This is a genomic window from Microbaculum marinisediminis (genome assembly GCF_025397915.1).
GTDB classification, from domain to species: domain Bacteria; phylum Pseudomonadota; class Alphaproteobacteria; order Rhizobiales; family Tepidamorphaceae; genus Microbaculum; species Microbaculum marinisediminis.
In genome coordinates this window covers 519276-535523 of sequence record NZ_JALIDZ010000004.1, presented here as the reverse complement: position 1 = coordinate 535523, position 16248 = coordinate 519276, and the positions used below count along the sequence as shown (strand labels likewise).

Sequence of the window (16248 nt, the reverse complement as noted above, 5' to 3'; positions counted from 1 at the left end):
CGAAGACTCCCGATGATGCAGACGCCCAGCGAGCGATACGCCGCCCTTGTCGAGGCCGGCGAGATCGCCCATGACCCGGCGCAGGCCCGGATCGTCGAGCGCCTGACGCGCCTGTCGACCGAACTCGTCAACCGGCGCCTGGCGGAGAAGGGCTCGAATCTCGGCTGGCTGTTCGCCCGCCGCCAGAAGGCGGCCCCGCTCAAGGGGCTCTATATCTTCGGCGAGGTCGGCCGCGGCAAGACGATGCTCGTCGACCTGTTCTACGAGGCCACCGGCCTGAAGCGGAAGCGTCGCGCCCATTTCAACGATTTCATGGCCGACGTGCACCGCCGCGTCCACGCCTGGCGCCAGAAATCCAAGGCCGGCGCGGTCAAGGGAGACGATCCGATCGGGCCGGTCGCCGACGAGATCGCCGCCGAGACCCGGCTCCTCTGCCTCGACGAGTTCCATGTCGACGACATCGCCGACGCCATGATCCTCGGCCGCCTGTTCACCCGGCTGTTCGATCGCGGCGTGGTGCTCGTCACCACCTCGAACGCGGCGCCGGACGGGCTTTACGCCGACGGGCTGAACCGGGCGCTGTTCCTGCCTTTCATCGCATTACTGAAGGAACGGACCGACGTCATCTGCCTCGATGCGACATCCGACTACCGGCTCGGCCGCCTGCGCTCGTCGGATCTCTATTTCTCGCCCGCCGACGACGATGCCCACCACGCCATGGACGAGACCTGGAAGCGCCTGACCGGGGCCGCGCATGGTCGGCCGACGACGCTGGAAGTCCTGGGGCGGCAGGTTCCGGTACCGGAAAGCTTCGACGGCATAGCGCGGTTTACCTTCGCCGACCTGTGCGAAGCCCCGCTCGGCGCCAACGACTATCTGAAGATCGCCGCGACCTTCCATACGGTCTTCCTCGACGCCGTGCCGCAACTCGGGCCCGCCCAGCGCAACGAAGCGCGCCGCTTCGTCCTCCTGATCGACACGCTCTATGACCAGAAGGTCAAGCTCGTCGTCTCCGCGGATGCCGAGCCCGATGCGCTGTACGCCCGCGGAGACAGCGCCGCGGAATTCAGGCGCACCGCCTCGCGACTTCACGAAATGCGCTCGGAGGACTACCTAACGGCAGCCTACGAGGCCCGCGAGAATGGCCTCGGCCCCGATACCGACGCCTGAAGCGATCAAATCGCCGACCTAGGCCAGAGGTTCACTTGAATGGGTCGGGCATTCGGGCTAGTGACAGCGCGGACAGACCAACCGCCCGCACGTGGATCGGTCCGCCGCAGGCAAAATCTGGGAAATTTTATCCAATGGCGCGCAACAAGATCGCTTTGATCGGCGCCGGACAGATCGGTGGCACGCTCGCCCATCTCGCCGGCCTCAAGGAACTCGGAGACATCGTTCTCTTCGACATCGCGGAAGGCACCCCGCAGGGCAAGGCGCTCGATCTGGCGCAGTCCTCGCCGGTCGACGGCTTCGACGCGAAACTGGCCGGCACGCAGTCCTACGCGGCGATCAAGGGCGCCGATGTGGTCATCGTCACCGCCGGCGTGCCGCGCAAGCCGGGCATGAGCCGCGACGATCTCTTGGGCATCAACCTGAAGGTCATGGAACAGGTCGGCACGGGCATCAAGAAATACGCCCCGGACGCCTTCGTGATCTGCATCACCAACCCGCTGGACGCCATGGTCTGGGCGCTGCAGAAAGCCTCCGGCCTGCCGCGCCACATGGTCGTCGGCATGGCCGGCGTGCTCGATTCCTCGCGCTTCCGCTACTTCCTGGCCGAGGAATTCGACGTCTCCGTCGAGGACGTCACCGCCTTCGTGCTCGGCGGCCACGGCGACACGATGGTGCCGCTAGCCCGCTACTCGACGGTCGCCGGCATCCCGCTGCCCGACCTCATCAAGATGAACTGGACCACCAAGAAGCGCCTCGACGAGATCATCCAGCGCACCCGCGACGGCGGTGCCGAGATCGTCGGCCTTCTGAAGACGGGTTCGGCCTTCTACGCCCCGGCGGCGTCGGGGATCGCCATGGCCGAATCCTACCTGAAGGACAAGAAGCGGGTCATGCCCTGCGCCGCCTATCTCAAGAACGAGTACGGCGTGAAGGACCTCTATGTCGGCGTTCCCGTCGTGATCGGCGCCAAAGGCGTCGAGCGGGTCGTCGAAATCGAGCTGAACCGAAGCGAGCAGGCGATGTTCGACAAGTCCGTCGAAGCCGTCCGCGGCCTCGTCGACGCCTGCAAGAAGATCGCCCCCGACCTCGGCAAGAGCAAGTGAGCTTAACCGACCAATGAACATTCATGAATATCAGGCGAAGGCGGTTCTGAAGAAATTCGGAGCCCCGGTCGCATCCGGCATCGCCATCTACTCGGCCGACGAGGCCGAAAAGGCCGCAACCGAACTCGGCGGCCCGCTCTGGGTCGTGAAGTCCCAGATCCACGCCGGCGGCCGCGGCAAGGGCCGCTTCAAGGAGCCGGTGGCCGGAGACAAGGGCGGCGTCCGCCTGGCCAGGTCGGTCGAGGAAGTCGTCGAGAACGCCAGGCAGATGCTGGGCTCGACGCTGGTGACCAAGCAGACCGGCCCCGCCGGCAAGCAGGTCAACCGGCTCTATATCGAGGCCGGCGCCGACATCGCCCGCGAACTCTATCTCTCCCTGCTCGTCGACCGCACCGTCGGCCAGGTCGCCTTCGTCGTGTCCACGGAAGGCGGCATGGACATCGAGGCCGTCGCCGAGGAGACCCCCGACAAGATCCTGACGCTGCCGATCGATCCCCAGGCCGGCGTCACCGACGCCGATGCCGGCAAGCTGGCGGATACGCTCGAACTCCAGGAGCCGGCCCGCTCCGAGATGATCGAGTTGGCCAAGATCCTGTACGAGGCCTTCACGAGCAAGGACATGAGCCTGCTCGAGATCAATCCGCTGATCGTCATGGAGGACGGCCACATCCGCGTCCTCGACGCCAAGGTCTCCTTCGACAACAACGCCCTGTTCCGCCATCCCGACATCGTCGAGCTGCGCGACGAGACGGAAGAGGACGAGAAGGAAATCGAGGCCTCCAAGTACGATCTCGCCTATATCGCCCTCGACGGCACCATCGGCTGCATGGTCAATGGCGCCGGCCTGGCGATGGCCACGATGGACATCATCAAGCTCTACGGCGCCGAGCCGGCGAACTTCCTCGATGTCGGCGGCGGCGCCTCTAAGGAAAAGGTCACCGCGGCGTTCAAGATTATTACCGCGGATCCGAACGTGAAGGGCATTCTGGTCAACATCTTCGGCGGCATCATGCGTTGCGACACGATTGCCGAGGGCGTCGTCGCCGCGATCAAGGATGTCGGCCTGGAGGTTCCGCTGGTCGTGCGCCTGGAAGGCACCAAGGTCGAGGAGGGCAAGAAGATCCTCAACGAAAGCGGCCTGAACGTCACCGCCGCCGACGACCTCGACGACGCCGCCCAGAAGATCGTGAAGGCCGTGAACGGCTGAGCCGCGGGCGCGGAAAGCGAGCCAGGTCACGCAACCAGAGCGTTTCAGTTAGGAAATTCATGTCCATTCTCGTCGATCGCAATACCAAGGTCATCGTCCAGGGCCTGACCGGCAAGACCGGTACCTTCCATACCGAGCAGGCCCTCGCCTATCACGGCACCCAGATGGTCGCCGGCGTTCATCCCAAGAAGGGTGGTGAAAGCTGGGTCGGCCACGTCGACGGCGCCGAGAAGGCCCTGCCGATCTTCACGACCGTCGCCGAGGCGAAGGCATCGACCGGCGCCAACGCTTCGGTCATCTACGTGCCGCCGGCCGGCGCCGGCGCGGCCATCGAAGAGGCGATCGACGCGGAGATTCCGCTGATCGTCTGCATCACCGAGGGCATCCCGGTGATGGACATGGTCAAGGTCAAGGCAAAGCTCGACAAATCTAACTCCCGCCTGATCGGCCCGAACTGCCCCGGCGTGCTGACGCCGGACGAGTGCAAGATCGGCATCATGCCGGGCTCGATCTTCCGCAAGGGCTCGGTCGGCGTCGTCTCGCGCTCGGGCACGCTGACCTACGAGGCGGTGTACCAGACCTCGATGGAAGGCCTCGGCCAGACCACCGCGGTCGGCATCGGCGGCGATCCGGTCAAGGGCACCGACTTCATCGATGTCCTGGAAATGTTCCTCGCCGATCCCGAGACCCAGTCGATCGTGATGATCGGCGAGATCGGCGGTTCGTCGGAAGAGGACGCCGCCCAGTTCCTCAGGGACGAGGCCAAGGCAGGCCGTAAGAAGCCGATGGTCGGCTTCATCGCCGGCCGCACCGCACCTCCCGGCCGCACCATGGGCCATGCCGGCGCGGTCATTTCCGGCGGCAAGGGCGGCGCGGAAGACAAGATCGCCGCGATGGAAGCGGCCGGCATCCAGGTCTCGCCGTCGCCGGCCCGTCTGGGAAAGACGCTCGTTGAGGTGTTGAAAGGCTAACCAAATTAGAACAAAGGTTGGCTTTAGTTCGCTCAGTACCCAATTGAGTCGACCGCGAGAGCGGTCCCGTAGTCAGATGAAGGGGCGCCGATGCCCCTCCGGAGCCGATCATGGCCAAGCAAGAGGCTAATGAAGCCTTCGCGTTGACGTCGTTCCTTTACGGCGCCAATGCGGGGTGGATTGAAGATCAGTACGCGCGTTACCAGCGAAATCCCGAGTCCGTCGACACCGGTTGGCGGGCGTTTTTCGAGGCGCTCCACGACGATCGCGAAACTGTGATCGCCGAGGCGCGCGGCGCCTCATGGGAGCGCGAAGACTGGCCGATCCCGATGAACGGCGAGTTGGTCAGCGCCCTCGATTCCAACTGGATGCCCGTCGAATCCGCGGTCGGCGAGAAGATTCGCGCCAAGGCCCAGCGCCAGGGCGTCGAGCTGTCCGAGGAAGCGGTGATGCGCGCCACCCGCGATTCGGTGCGCGCGCTGATGATGATTCGCGCCTACCGCATGCGCGGCCATCTCGCGGCGAATCTCGACCCGCTCGGCCTCATGCCGCCGGTCAGCCATCCCGAGCTGGAGCCCGAGAGCTACGGCTTCACCGAGGCCGACTACGAGCGTTCGATCTTCATCGATCACGTGCTCGGGCTCGAGTTCGCCACGATCCCCGAGATGCTGGAGATCCTCCGGCGCACCTACTGCAACACCATCGGCGTCGAGTTCATGCACATCTCCGATCCCGCCGAGAAGGGCTGGATCCAGGAGCGCATCGAGGGCCCCGACAAGGAGGTGACCTTCACGCCGGAAGGCAAGAAGGCGATCCTCAACAAGCTGGTGGAGGCCGAGGGCTTCGAGAAATTCCTCGACGTCAAGTATACCGGCACCAAGCGTTTCGGCCTCGACGGCGCCGAGGCGATGGTTCCAGCCCTCGAGCAGATCATCAAGCGCGGCGGCCATCTCGGCGTGAACGAGATCGTCGTCGGCATGGCCCATCGCGGCCGTCTCAACGTGCTCGCCCAGGTGATGGCCAAGCCGCACCGGGCGATCTTCCACGAGTTCAAGGGCGGGTCGTCCTCTCCCGACGAGGTCGAGGGCTCCGGCGACGTCAAATACCACCTCGGCGCCTCCTCCGACCGCGAGTTCGACAACAACAAGGTCCACCTGTCGCTGACCGCCAACCCGTCGCACCTGGAGATCGTCGATCCCGTCGTGCTCGGCAAGGTGCGCGCCAAGCAGGACCAGATGGCGGATCCCGACCGCTCGACGGTGATGCCGCTGCTCATCCACGGCGATGCGGCCTTTGCCGGCCAGGGCGTCGTGGCCGAATGCTTCGGCCTGTCCGGCCTGAAGGGCCACCGCACCGGCGGCTCGGTCCACTTCATCGTCAACAACCAGATCGGCTTCACCACCAATCCCCGCTTCTCGCGGTCCTCGCCGTATCCCTCGGACGTCGCCAAGATGATCGAGGCGCCAATCCTGCACGTGAACGGCGACGATCCGGAGGCCGTGGTTTTCGCCGCCAAGGTGGCGACCGAGTTCCGCCAGCGGTTCCACAAGCCTGTCGTCATCGACATGTTCTGCTACCGCCGCTTCGGCCACAACGAGGGCGACGAGCCGGCGTTCACCCAGCCGATCATGTATCGGAAGATCCGCTCGCATCCCACGACGCTGCAGATCTACGCCGACAAGCTGGTTGCCGAGGGACTGGTCACGGCCGAAGAGGTCGAGCAGCTCAAGGCCGACTGGCGCGCCAAGCTGGAGGCCGAGTTCGACGCCGGCACCAGCTACAGGCCGAACAAGGCCGATTGGCTGGACGGTCGCTGGTCGGGCTACAAGGTCGCCAACGACGAAGGTCCGCGCCGCGGCCACACTGGCGTCCCGGAAGAGACGCTGAAGGACATCGGCGTGAAGCTGTGCGAGGTGCCCGCGGACTTCAAGGTCCATCGCACCATCAAGCGCTTCCTCGATAATCGCCGCGCCATGATGGAGACCGGCGAGGGCATCGACTGGGCGACCGCCGAGGCGCTCGCCTTCGGCAGCCTGTGCGTCGAGGGCATCCCGGTGCGGCTGTCCGGCCAGGACTGCGAACGCGGCACCTTCTCGCAACGCCACTCGGTCCTGTACGATCAGGAATCCGAGGATCGCTACATCCCGCTCGACAACCTGTCGGACGGCCAGGCCCACTACGAGGTCATCAACTCGATGCTCTCGGAAGAGGCGGTGCTCGGCTTCGAGTACGGCTTTTCGCTGGCCGAGCCGCGCGCGCTGACCATCTGGGAGGCCCAGTTCGGCGATTTCGCCAACGGCGCCCAGGTGGTGGTCGACCAGTTCATCTCGGCCGGCGAGCGCAAGTGGCTGCGCATGTCCGGTCTCGTGATGCTGCTGCCGCACGGCTACGAGGGCCAGGGTCCGGAGCATTCCTCCGCCCGTCTGGAGCGCTATCTGCAGATGTGCGCCGAGGACAACATGCAGGTCGCCAACTGCACGACGCCGGCGAACTACTTCCACATCCTGCGCCGGCAGATGAAGCGCGACTTCCGCAAGCCTCTGATCCTGATGACGCCGAAATCGCTGCTGCGCCACAAGCGGGCGGTCTCGAAGCTGTCGGAGCTGGCCCAGGAATCCTGCTTCCACCGTCTGCTGTGGGACGATGCCGAGATCCGCGAAGGCGAGAAGATCAAGCTCGCCAAGGACGACAAGATCCGTCGCGTGGTCATGTGCTCCGGTAAGGTCTATTACGACCTGTACGAGGAGCGCGAGAAGCGCGGCATCGACGATGTCTACCTGCTCCGGCTCGAGCAGCTCTATCCCGTGCCCGCCAAGGCGCTGGTGACTGAGCTCGCCCGCTTCAAGAATGCCGAGATGGTCTGGTGCCAGGAAGAGCCCCGCAACATGGGGGCCTGGAACTTCATCGAGCCCTATCTGGAATGGGTGCTCAACCAGATCGAGGCCAAGCACCGCCGGCCGCGCTACGTCGGCCGCGCCGGCGCGGCGGCGACCGCGACCGGCCTCATGTCGAAGCATCTCGCGCAACTCGAGGCCTTCCTCGACGAGGCCCTAACCGAATAAGCCCGACCCTCAAGGACGACGAGAATGGCGATGGAAATCCGCGTACCGACGCTTGGTGAATCCGTAACCGAAGCGACGGTGGGCCAATGGTTCAAGAAGCCCGGCGATGCCGTGGCCCAGGACGAGCCGCTGGTCGAGCTCGAGACCGACAAGGTCACCGTCGAGGTGCCCGCACCCGCGGCCGGCACCCTGTCGGAGATCGTCGTCGAGGAAGGCGAGACCGTCGAGGTCGGCGCCCTGCTCGCCCAGTTCGCCGAAGGCGTCGCCGGCGCCGCGCCCGCCCCGAAGGCGGAGAAGCCGGCCGCGGCTCCGAAGGCCGAGGCGGCCGCTCCTGCTGCTGCCGGCGCGGCCAAGGGACCGGAGATGCCGCCATCGCCGGCCGCCGGCAAGATGCTCGCCGAGAAGGGCATGTCCGCCGATCAGGTTTCGGGCTCCGGCAAGCGCGGTCAGGTGCTGAAGGAAGACGTTCTGAAGGCGCTGGAGACCGGCATCACCGCCCCGGTGGAGAAGCCCCAGGCCGCCCGCGCGCCGGTCGCAGAGGACGATGCCGCCCGCGAGGAGCGGGTGCGCATGACCAAGCTGCGCCAGACCATCGCGCGCCGCCTCAAGGACGCCCAGGACACGGCGGCCATGCTGACGACGTTCAACGACGTCGACATGGGCGCGGTGATGGATCTGCGCAAGCAGTACAAGGAGCTGTTCGAGAAGAAGCACGGCGTGCGCCTCGGCTTCATGGGCTTCTTCGTCAAGGCGGTGATCCAGGCGCTGAAGGAGATCCCGGCGGTCAACGCCGAGATCGACGGCACCGATCTCGTCTACAAGAACTACTACCATGTCGGCGTCGCCGTCGGCACCGACAGGGGCCTGGTCGTGCCGGTGGTGCGCGACGCCGACCAGATGGGCCTCGCCGAGATCGAGAAGACCATCGGCGACTACGGCCGGCGCGCCCGCGACGGCAAGCTCGGCATCGACGAGATGCAGGGCGGCACCTTCACCATCACCAATGGCGGCGTCTACGGCTCACTGTTGTCGACACCGATCCTCAACATGCCGCAGTCGGGCATCCTCGGCATGCACCGCATCGAGGAACGTCCCGTCGCCCGCAACGGCCAGGTGGTGATCCGCCCGATGATGTATCTGGCGCTCAGCTACGATCACCGCATCGTCGACGGCAAGGAAGCCGTGACCTTCCTCGTGCGCATCAAGGAATCGATCGAGGACCCGCAGCGGCTCGTGCTGGATCTGTAACCCGAGAACAGGTTGGAGCAATGTCCCCGGAGTTCCTCCTCACAGCGCTCGTTGTCGTGCTGATTCCGGGAACCGGGGTGATTTACACGGTGGCGACCGGTCTCACCGCCGGTCGCCGGGAAAGCATCGCCGCTGCCTTGGGGTGCACCCTGGGAATCGTGCCGGCGCTTCTTGCGTCCGTGGTCGGCCTTGCCGCGATCTTCCATACAAGCGCGCTGGCCTTCCAGATCCTGAAATACATTGGCGCCGCCTACCTGCTCTATCTCGCCTGGCAGACCCTGAAGGAATCCGGGCCTATGCAGATCGGCAATCAGAAACCAGCGCACCGCAGCCTTTTAGCCATCGCCCGCACCGGTTGCCTGATCAACGTGCTGAACCCGAAGCTCTCGGTGTTCTTCCTCGCCTTCCTGCCCCAGTTCATACACGTCGGCGACAGAGTCGCGGCAGGCTCTCCCACCGCGCAGATGCTGTTCCTGGGCGCGGTCTTCATGGCTATGACCTTCGTCGTCTTCGTCAGCTACGGGATGTTCGCCGCCCTCGTCGGCGAGCGCGTCCTGCGCTCGCAGACGGTTCTCAAATGGATGCGCCGCACCGTTGCTGCCGCCTTCGCGGGCTTCGGGCTGCGTCTCGCTTTCGCAGGCCGCTGACCGGCGGCCGGAGCGACATCAGTCGCAACGACTTCAAACATAAAGAGGCAGTCCAATGGCTTCATACGATCTCGTCATCATCGGTTCCGGCCCGGCCGGCTACGTCTGCGCCATTCGCGCGTCGCAACTCGGCATGAAGGTCGCCGTCGTCGAGAAGCGCGCGACCTACGGCGGCACCTGTCTCAATATCGGCTGCATCCCGTCGAAGGCGCTTCTGCACGCCTCCGAGATGTTCGAAGAGGCCGGCCACGGGCTCGAGAAGCTCGGGGTCAAGGTCGGCGCGCCGAAGCTCGACCTTAAGGCCATGATGGCCCACAAGGACGGCACGGTGAAAGGCAATGTCGACGGCGTCGCCTTCCTGTTCAAGAAGAACAAGATCGACGGCGTCATCGGAACGGGCCGCATCGTCGCGCCCGGCAAGGTCGAGGTGACGCCCGAGACGGGCGACAAGCAGGTCCTCGAGGCCAAGAACATCGTCATCGCCACCGGCTCCGATTCCACGCGCCTGCCCGGCATCGACGTCGACGAGAAGCGCATCGTCACCTCGACCGGCGCGCTGTCGCTGTCGAAGGTGCCCGGCAAGCTGCTGGTGATCGGCGCCGGCGTCATCGGCCTCGAGCTCGGCTCGGTCTGGGCGCGCCTCGGCGCGGAGGTAACGGTCGTCGAGTTCCTCGACCGCATCCTGCCCGGCATGGACGGCGAGGTCGCCAAGCAGTTCCAGCGCATGCTTCAGAAGCAGGGCTTCACCTTCAAGCTCGGCTCCAAGGTCACCGGCGTCGACGCCACGGGCAAGACGCTGAAGGTCTCCGTCGAACCCGCCAAGGGCGGCGACGCGGAGCAGCTGGACGCCGACGTGGTGCTGATCGCCGTCGGCCGCGTCCCCTACACCGAGGGCCTCGGCCTGAAGGAGGTCGGCGTCGAGCTCGACGAACGCGGCCGGGTGAAGACCGACGACCACTACAAGACCACGGTCGACGGCATCTACGCCGTCGGCGACGTCATCGTCGGACCGATGCTCGCCCACAAGGGCGAGGAAGAGGGTGTCGCGGTCGCGGAGCTCCTTGCCGGCCAGGCCGGTCACGTGAACTACAACGCCATTCCCGGCGTCGTCTACACGCGCCCGGAAGTCGCCTCGGTCGGCAAGACCGAGGAGGAGCTGAAGGAGGCCGGCATCGCCTATGTGACCGGCAAGTTCCCCTTCTCCGCCAACGGCCGCGCCCGGGCCATGAACGCGACCGACGGCTTCGTGAAGGTTCTCGCCGATGCCAAGACCGACCGGGTCCTGGGCGCCCACATCGTCGGCCCCGTCGCCGGCGAGCTGATCGCGGAACTGACCGTGCTGATCGAGTTCGGCGGCTCGGCCGAGGATCTGGCCCGCACCTGCCATGCTCACCCGACCCTGTCGGAAGCCGTCCGCGAGGCGGCGCTGGCGGCGGGCAAGCGCGCCATCCACATCTGACGCGGGCGACATCTGACTAACGGCGGCCGGGCGTTACTTCCGGCCGCTCAGCGTGAACCAGCCCACGCCGCCGATGACAAGCACGGCGCCGATCATATCGCGCGTGCCCAGCACCTCGCCGAGAACGATGGCGGCAAGCAGGATCGTGGCGACCGGCGACAGCATGCCGATGGTCGAACTGGCCTGCGCGGTGATGTGCTGCAGCGCCGCGTTCATCAGGAAGGTCGGGGCGATCGTCGCGACAACGGCAAGCAGGATCGCATAGCCCCACCCCGCCGGGGTGATCGCGAGCGCGGATACCGGCTCGCTCACCACGAACCCCGCGATCGCCAGCACCGCCACCGCGATCATCGTCACGCAGGTGAATAGCCGCGGCCCCATCCGGCCGATGATCTCGCGGGCGAACAGCACATACAGCGCGAAACAGATCGCCGACCCCAGCACCAGGCCGGCGCCGAGCGCGACATCGCCATCCGTCGTTCCCAGCTTGCCGTAGAAGATGACGGCGAGGCCGACATAGCTGATCGTAAACGCGACCACGGCGCGAACCTGCACCGGAAAGCGGAAGAAGAGCGCGCCGAAGATCACCACGAACAGCGGATAGGTCATCAGGATCAGGACGTTGAGCTGGGCCGGGATCAGGTCGAGCCCGAGAAAGTCGAGATACATCGCGACCCAGTAGCCGAGCACCCCGATCAGCACGGCCTTGGCGAACAGGCCGAAGCCGGGCAGGCCCTCGCCGCGCCGGCGCCGGTCGCGCAGCGACAGCGCGCCGACGATCAGATAGACCGGCAGCGACAGCATCATGCGTAGCGCCAGCAGCGCCTCGACCCCGACACCCTCCGCATAGGCGAGCTTGATGAAGATCGCCTTGGAGGAAAACGTCAGCGCGCCGATAACGGCGAAGACATAGCCGATGATGAGGCTTCGCGGGGAGCCGGACGGTTCCGCTTCCTTGCGAACGACGACCGGAACTTCGGGTGCGGCCGTTTCCGGCGGCACGGCCTCGTCGCGGAGATCCCGCGGTCGGCCGGACGGGATAGTGGTCATCAAAATCGCGTATCACGGCTTCGTGGACCCGGCCAGCGCGGAAAACGCAAGGGGGCTATTCGGACCGCGCTAGACCCGTGCGACGGCGCGCGGTCTCCATGCTCTGCGTCGGCACGGGCTTGCCGGCGAGCGCGGGCACGAAGCGCACGCGCGCACGGCTGCGTTCCTTCGCCGGAACCGCCGCATAGAGCTGCTTCGTCGCCTCGACCAGCAGCACGCCCGGCGGCATCGCCCGGATGACGGTGCCGGCCCGCTCCCACGCCGCGGCCGAGCGGATCATGAAGCGTCCGCGGAACGGCGGCACCCAAAGCACCTCGCCCCAGCTGTTCGGTGTGAACAGCGTGTCGCGCAGCAGCCTGACGATCTGGGAGCGGCTGTAGGGCCGCCCCTGCCCGAACGGGGTATGCTCGAAGCGCGCCCACAGGCCGCGCCGGTTCGGCACCAGCACCGCCAGGCGGCCGCCCGGTGCCAGCACCCGCCAGGCTTCCCGCAGCAGGTCGCGCGGCTGCTCCGACATTTCCAGGCAATGGACCAGCACGAGCCGGTCGACCGTGCCGTCGCCGAGCGGCAGTTGCGTCTCGTCGACGAGCGTGGACGAAGACGGCCCGTCGGCCGGCCAGTTCACCACACCCTGCTCCGCCGGCATGAAGGCCAGCGTGCATTCCGATTCCTCGCGGAAGACACCGAGCATAGGCCCGGCATAGCCGAGCCCGACCACCGTCAGGCCGGAAAGATCCGGCCACAGCCGCCGCAGCCGATGCACCAGCAGCCGTCGCGTGGTCTGCCCCAGGCCGGTGGCATAGAAGTCCCTGAGATCGACGATATCTAGATACATCTCGCCTCGACGAAATCCGGTCGTTCGGGGTTGGCCCGTTTCGCTCCCGGATGATAGGTAACCTGGAACCCTTTCTGAAGTGCCCCACGCGGACCGGTTTCAAGGGGCCAGCGCCGAGGAGAAACGCCATGCTAGGGCTCGAGATCCGACTGTTCCCCTGCCTCAGCGACAATTACGGCGTGCTGATCCACGACGGGGCCGCCGGCGTCACCGCGTCGATCGACGCGCCGGAGGCGGCGGCCGTCGAAGAGGCGCTCGAGGAAGCAGGCTGGACGCTGACCCATATCCTCGTCACCCATCACCATGCCGATCACACCCAGGGCATCCCCGCCCTGAAGGCCCGATACGGCTGCAAGGTCGTCGGACCGCGCGCCGAGGCTGACAAGGTGCCCGGAATCGACGAGAGCCTGGGCGAAGGCGATACCTTCCAGTTCGGCCGCTACGAGGCGCGGATCTTCGACACGCCCGGCCATACCCTCGGCCATATCGCCTGGTGGTTTCCCGATGCGGGCATCGTCTTCGCTGGCGATACCCTGTTCGCGCTCGGCTGCGGCCGCGTCTTCGAGGGCACGATGGAGCAGATGTGGGGCTCGCTGGAGAAGCTCGCACGGCTGCCACGCGAGACGCTGCTCTATTGCGGCCACGAGTACACCCAGGCGAACGCGAGATTTGCCGTCACGATCGAGCCGGACAACGTCCACCTTCAGGCCCGCGTCGGCGAGATCGACGAGAAGCGCGCCCGCGGCGAGCCGACGATCCCCTCGACCATCGGCGCCGAGCTCGCGTCCAATCCGTTCCTGCGCGCCGACCGCGACGAGGTGAAGATGGCCGTCGGCATGCCGAACGCCGACCCGGCGGCGGTCTTCGCAGAAATCCGCCGGCGAAAGGACAATTTCTGATGGATACGAAAGTGTCGGCGATGACCGCCGAGGACGTCATCGCGCTCTTGAAGATGCAGCCGCATCCCGAAGGCGGCCATTTCGTCGAGACCTTCCGCGACACCCATCCGGCCGGCGCGCGCGATCACTCGACCGGCATCTACTTCCTGCTGCGATCGGGCGAATTCAGCCACTGGCACAAGGTCGACGCCAGCGAGATGTGGCACTGGTACGCCGGCGCGCCGCTGGCGCTGCACATCAGCACAGACGGCAAGGCGGTGACGACGCAACGGCTGGGCAACGACCTTGCCGCCGGCGAGCGCCCGCAGGCCGTGGTTCCGCCGCATGCCTGGCAGGCCGCCGAGAGCCTCGGCGCGTGGACGCTGGTCGGCTGCACCGTCGCCCCCGGCTTCGATTTCGCCGGTTTCGAACTGGCCCCGAAGGACTGGCGTCCGGGCTGATTCGGCGAACGGTCTACGCCCGGCGGTCGGACCTGCTCCCCACCAGGAACGTGAGTCCCGCCAGGACGGCGAGGATCAGCGAGAAGGGTATCGAGGCCCAGGCAAAAAGGCCAAGGCCGATCGGGTTGCCGTCCGGCGGACCGAAAGCGGTGTAGAGCAGGATCGGGGACCATCCGAGTACAAGAACGGCCAGCGCCGCGCGCATGAGATTGGCGGACATGAACGGTCCCAAGGGTTGTTATCCAATTGCTCTATGACAACCCAGGATTTTAAAAATTCGGTTTCGCCGATCCGCGGAATCGAATGGCCGGCGTTTGCGACTTGCTAACCTGATCGGTGCCGGCTTTCACACCGGCACCGAAAAGAGCCTCAGAGCATCGCCACGCGGCCCGTCGCAAGGTCGTAGACCCCGCCGACGATTTCGATGCGACCGGCATCCGCGGCTTCGGCGATGATGGCGCTGCCCTTGACGAGGGCCTTCTGCGTCAAGCGGACGTTTTCCTTCGTCGCCTCGGCGAGAAGATCCTTCGGATCATTCGCCTTCGCCGCAATCACGGCCGGCTCGATCCCGTTGATCAGGCCGGGCAGGTGACCCGGCAGGACAGCGTCGTCGCGAACAGTGCTGATGGCCGCGTTGACGGCACCGCAGCTCGTGTGGCCGAGCACCATGACGAGCGGCGTCGACAGGAACTTGACGCCGAACTCGAGGCTCGCCAGCCCGTCCGGCGAAACGATGTTGCCGGCCACCCGGACGACGAACAGATCGCCGGGGCCCTGATCGAAGGCGAGTTCGGGCGCGACGCGCGAATCCGCGCAGCTCAGGATCGCGGCGATCGGATGCTGGCCGAGCGTACGGGCGGCCCGCCCGGCGGAGTTGTCGCGCGGCTCCGCCTTATTGGAGGCGTAGCGTTCGTTGCCTTCGAGCAGGCGCTTCAGCGCGTCGGACGGCGATATCGCGTTCTGCGGCGTGCCCGACTCTTCGGCCATCGCCAGTCCCGGCAAGGCCATGGATGCGGCGGCAAGCCCGGCAATGCCGGTTACGAAGCCGCGCCGAGACAGACTGGTGCGACCGGTGGTCGCGCATTTCTCACACATGGAGGTCATCCTGTTACCCAATGAAGCCGGCCATAGGACATGGAATCGCTGAAGAAATCGTTCCACCGGCCGACAAAGTTGGATCGAAGGGGATCAGCGGGGCGTTCGCCCCCAGATCAGATCCCTGGCCGCGACGGCCGCGCCGCCGGTGATCAGCACGCAGGCCAGTGCGATCGCCCAGGTCGCCTCGGCGAACCCCGCGGCGATCAGGATGACGGTCGACAAGAGGGGGGCGGCGTAGGAACTCGCGCCGAGCACCTGGATGTCGCCGTGCTTGACGCCGTAGTCCCAGACGTAGAAGGCGGCGCCAACCGGCATCAGCCCGAGCGCCAGGACGGCGGCCCATTCTGATGCGGTGGCCGGCCACACCGTCGTCTCGAGCATGAGGTGCGCAATCGTCGACAGCACCGCAGTCACGAGACAGAACCCTGTCACCACGTCCGTCGACACACCGGAAAAGCGGCGCGACAGCACGGAATAACCGGACCAGATCAGGGCGCAGGCGAGCGCGGCGGCATAGCCGAAGGCGTAGTCCTGGTTGAACGCCAGGCCGCGCCCGCCGGTGACGATCAGCGCTGCGCCGGCCAGACCGAGAAGGCCGCCGATCACGTGATGGGGTCTGAGCCGCTCGCCGGGCAGCAGCGCCGAGAACAGGACGATCAGGAGCGGCCACAGATAGGCGATCAGCCCGGCTTCGACCGCCGGCGCGTTACGCAGCGCGGTAAAGTAGAAGAAGTGATAGCCGAACAGCCCGCCGACGCCGAGCAGCCAGACCATCGCCGGCTGCCTGAGGCTCGCGCGCGCCGACGGCACGCCGACCCAACGCACCAGCCCGATCGAACCGCCGATGAAAAAGCATATCGCCGCCAATTGGAACGGCGGCACCTTGCCGCTCGCCGCCGTGAACAGCGCGAGCAGCGACCACATCAGGACGGCGGTGAAGCCGATCGCAGTGGCCCGCAGTCGGGCTCGGCGATCGATCGTGAGCGTGGACGCGTCCATGGGGTAGCGCAGTGCCACAACCGGGCGGAGCAGACAAGCGGATCCTCGTGTCGGAAT

15 protein-coding genes are annotated in these 16248 nt (G+C 66.2%); 10 read left to right on the top strand and 5 right to left on the bottom strand.

The annotated features are described in order from the left end of the window. Positions 1-12 precede the first annotated feature (12 nt). The 8 genes from zapE (at position 13) to lpdA (ending at position 10870) form a co-directional block, all read left to right on the top strand. The gene (gene zapE / locus MUB46_RS11405) at positions 13-1170 is read left to right on the top strand and encodes a cell division protein ZapE (RefSeq protein ID WP_261616022.1); all 1158 of its coding nucleotides are present in this window, start codon (positions 13-15) and stop codon (positions 1168-1170) included. Between the two features lie 134 nt (positions 1171-1304). After that, a complete protein-coding gene (gene mdh, locus MUB46_RS11400; protein WP_261616021.1) occupies positions 1305-2276 on the top strand; it encodes a malate dehydrogenase in 972 nt (323 codons plus the stop codon). A gap of 13 nt (positions 2277-2289) precedes the next feature. Further along, positions 2290-3483 (top strand): ADP-forming succinate--CoA ligase subunit beta, encoded by a 1194-nt coding sequence (sucC, locus tag MUB46_RS11395; protein WP_261616020.1) that lies wholly within the window; start codon positions 2290-2292, stop codon positions 3481-3483. A gap of 59 nt (positions 3484-3542) precedes the next feature. Next, positions 3543-4454, top strand: a complete 912-nt coding sequence (gene sucD, locus MUB46_RS11390) for a succinate--CoA ligase subunit alpha (RefSeq protein ID WP_261616019.1) — start codon at positions 3543-3545, stop codon at positions 4452-4454. Between the two features lie 110 nt (positions 4455-4564). Next, the gene (locus tag MUB46_RS11385) at positions 4565-7516 is read left to right on the top strand and encodes a 2-oxoglutarate dehydrogenase E1 component (RefSeq protein WP_261616018.1); all 2952 of its coding nucleotides are present in this window, start codon (positions 4565-4567) and stop codon (positions 7514-7516) included. Between the two features lie 24 nt (positions 7517-7540). Beyond that, positions 7541-8764 carry a 2-oxoglutarate dehydrogenase complex dihydrolipoyllysine-residue succinyltransferase gene (odhB, locus tag MUB46_RS11380; RefSeq protein ID WP_261616017.1) on the top strand — a complete coding sequence of 408 codons (1224 nt, stop codon included), beginning with the start codon at positions 7541-7543 and terminating at the stop codon, positions 8762-8764. Positions 8765-8784: 20 nt separating this feature from the next. Further along, positions 8785-9411 (top strand): LysE family translocator, encoded by a 627-nt coding sequence (locus MUB46_RS11375; protein ID WP_261616016.1) that lies wholly within the window; start codon positions 8785-8787, stop codon positions 9409-9411. A gap of 55 nt (positions 9412-9466) precedes the next feature. Continuing rightward, on the top strand, positions 9467-10870 hold the full coding sequence (gene lpdA, locus MUB46_RS11370; protein WP_261616015.1) for a dihydrolipoyl dehydrogenase: 1404 nt from the start codon (positions 9467-9469) through the stop codon (positions 10868-10870). Between the two features lie 33 nt (positions 10871-10903). Here lpdA and MUB46_RS11365 read toward each other — a convergent pair whose 3' ends face one another. Both MUB46_RS11365 and MUB46_RS11360 read right to left on the bottom strand, forming a co-directional pair. Then, positions 10904-11920: a DMT family transporter gene (locus MUB46_RS11365; protein ID WP_261616014.1), complete on the bottom strand. Its 1017-nt coding sequence runs from the start codon at positions 11918-11920 to the stop codon at positions 10904-10906. Between the two features lie 55 nt (positions 11921-11975). Further along, positions 11976-12755 carry a class I SAM-dependent methyltransferase gene (locus MUB46_RS11360; RefSeq protein ID WP_261616013.1) on the bottom strand — a complete coding sequence of 260 codons (780 nt, stop codon included), beginning with the start codon at positions 12753-12755 and terminating at the stop codon, positions 11976-11978. 128 nt (positions 12756-12883) lie between these two features. Here MUB46_RS11360 and gloB point away from each other — a divergent pair, with 128 nt between their 5' ends. Further along, on the top strand, positions 12884-13654 hold the full coding sequence (gene gloB / locus MUB46_RS11355; protein WP_261616012.1) for a hydroxyacylglutathione hydrolase: 771 nt from the start codon (positions 12884-12886) through the stop codon (positions 13652-13654). After that, positions 13654-14094 carry a cupin domain-containing protein gene (locus MUB46_RS11350; RefSeq protein ID WP_261616011.1) on the top strand — a complete coding sequence of 147 codons (441 nt, stop codon included), beginning with the start codon at positions 13654-13656 and terminating at the stop codon, positions 14092-14094. Before gloB ends, MUB46_RS11350 begins: the two co-directional genes overlap by 1 nt. Positions 14095-14107: 13 nt before the next feature. Here the strand turns inward: MUB46_RS11350 and MUB46_RS11345 are convergent, their stop codons facing one another. From MUB46_RS11345 to yddG, 3 genes are all read right to left on the bottom strand, one after another. Continuing rightward, positions 14108-14314, bottom strand: a complete 207-nt coding sequence (locus tag MUB46_RS11345; RefSeq protein ID WP_261616010.1) for a hypothetical protein — start codon at positions 14312-14314, stop codon at positions 14108-14110. A gap of 149 nt (positions 14315-14463) precedes the next feature. Continuing rightward, positions 14464-15189, bottom strand: coding sequence for a carbonic anhydrase (locus tag MUB46_RS11340; RefSeq protein WP_261616009.1), 726 nt, complete (start codon positions 15187-15189; stop codon positions 14464-14466). 93 nt (positions 15190-15282) lie between these two features. Continuing rightward, the gene (gene yddG / locus MUB46_RS11335) at positions 15283-16191 is read right to left on the bottom strand and encodes an aromatic amino acid exporter YddG (protein WP_261616008.1); all 909 of its coding nucleotides are present in this window, start codon (positions 16189-16191) and stop codon (positions 15283-15285) included. Positions 16192-16248 lie beyond the last annotated feature (57 nt).

Bases quoted from the DNA above. Each gene is read 5' to 3' on its own strand.
- zapE (WP_261616022.1), top strand. From the start codon at position 13: ATGATGCAGACGCCCAGCGAGCGATACGCCGCCCTTGTCGAGGCCGGC.
- mdh (WP_261616021.1), top strand. From the start codon at position 1,305: ATGGCGCGCAACAAGATCGCTTTGATCGGCGCCGGACAGATCGGTGGC.
- sucC (WP_261616020.1), top strand. From the start codon at position 2,290: ATGAACATTCATGAATATCAGGCGAAGGCGGTTCTGAAGAAATTCGGA.
- sucD (WP_261616019.1), top strand. From the start codon at position 3,543: ATGTCCATTCTCGTCGATCGCAATACCAAGGTCATCGTCCAGGGCCTG.
- MUB46_RS11385 (WP_261616018.1), top strand. From the start codon at position 4,565: ATGGCCAAGCAAGAGGCTAATGAAGCCTTCGCGTTGACGTCGTTCCTT.
- odhB (WP_261616017.1), top strand. From the start codon at position 7,541: ATGGCGATGGAAATCCGCGTACCGACGCTTGGTGAATCCGTAACCGAA.
- MUB46_RS11375 (WP_261616016.1), top strand. From the start codon at position 8,785: ATGTCCCCGGAGTTCCTCCTCACAGCGCTCGTTGTCGTGCTGATTCCG.
- lpdA (WP_261616015.1), top strand. From the start codon at position 9,467: ATGGCTTCATACGATCTCGTCATCATCGGTTCCGGCCCGGCCGGCTAC.
- MUB46_RS11365 (WP_261616014.1), bottom strand. From the start codon at position 11,920: ATGACCACTATCCCGTCCGGCCGACCGCGGGATCTCCGCGACGAGGCC.
- MUB46_RS11360 (WP_261616013.1), bottom strand. From the start codon at position 12,755: ATGTATCTAGATATCGTCGATCTCAGGGACTTCTATGCCACCGGCCTG.
- gloB (WP_261616012.1), top strand. From the start codon at position 12,884: ATGCTAGGGCTCGAGATCCGACTGTTCCCCTGCCTCAGCGACAATTAC.
- MUB46_RS11350 (WP_261616011.1), top strand. From the start codon at position 13,654: ATGGATACGAAAGTGTCGGCGATGACCGCCGAGGACGTCATCGCGCTC.
- MUB46_RS11345 (WP_261616010.1), bottom strand. From the start codon at position 14,314: ATGTCCGCCAATCTCATGCGCGCGGCGCTGGCCGTTCTTGTACTCGGA.
- MUB46_RS11340 (WP_261616009.1), bottom strand. From the start codon at position 15,189: ATGTGTGAGAAATGCGCGACCACCGGTCGCACCAGTCTGTCTCGGCGC.
- yddG (WP_261616008.1), bottom strand. From the start codon at position 16,191: ATGGACGCGTCCACGCTCACGATCGATCGCCGAGCCCGACTGCGGGCC.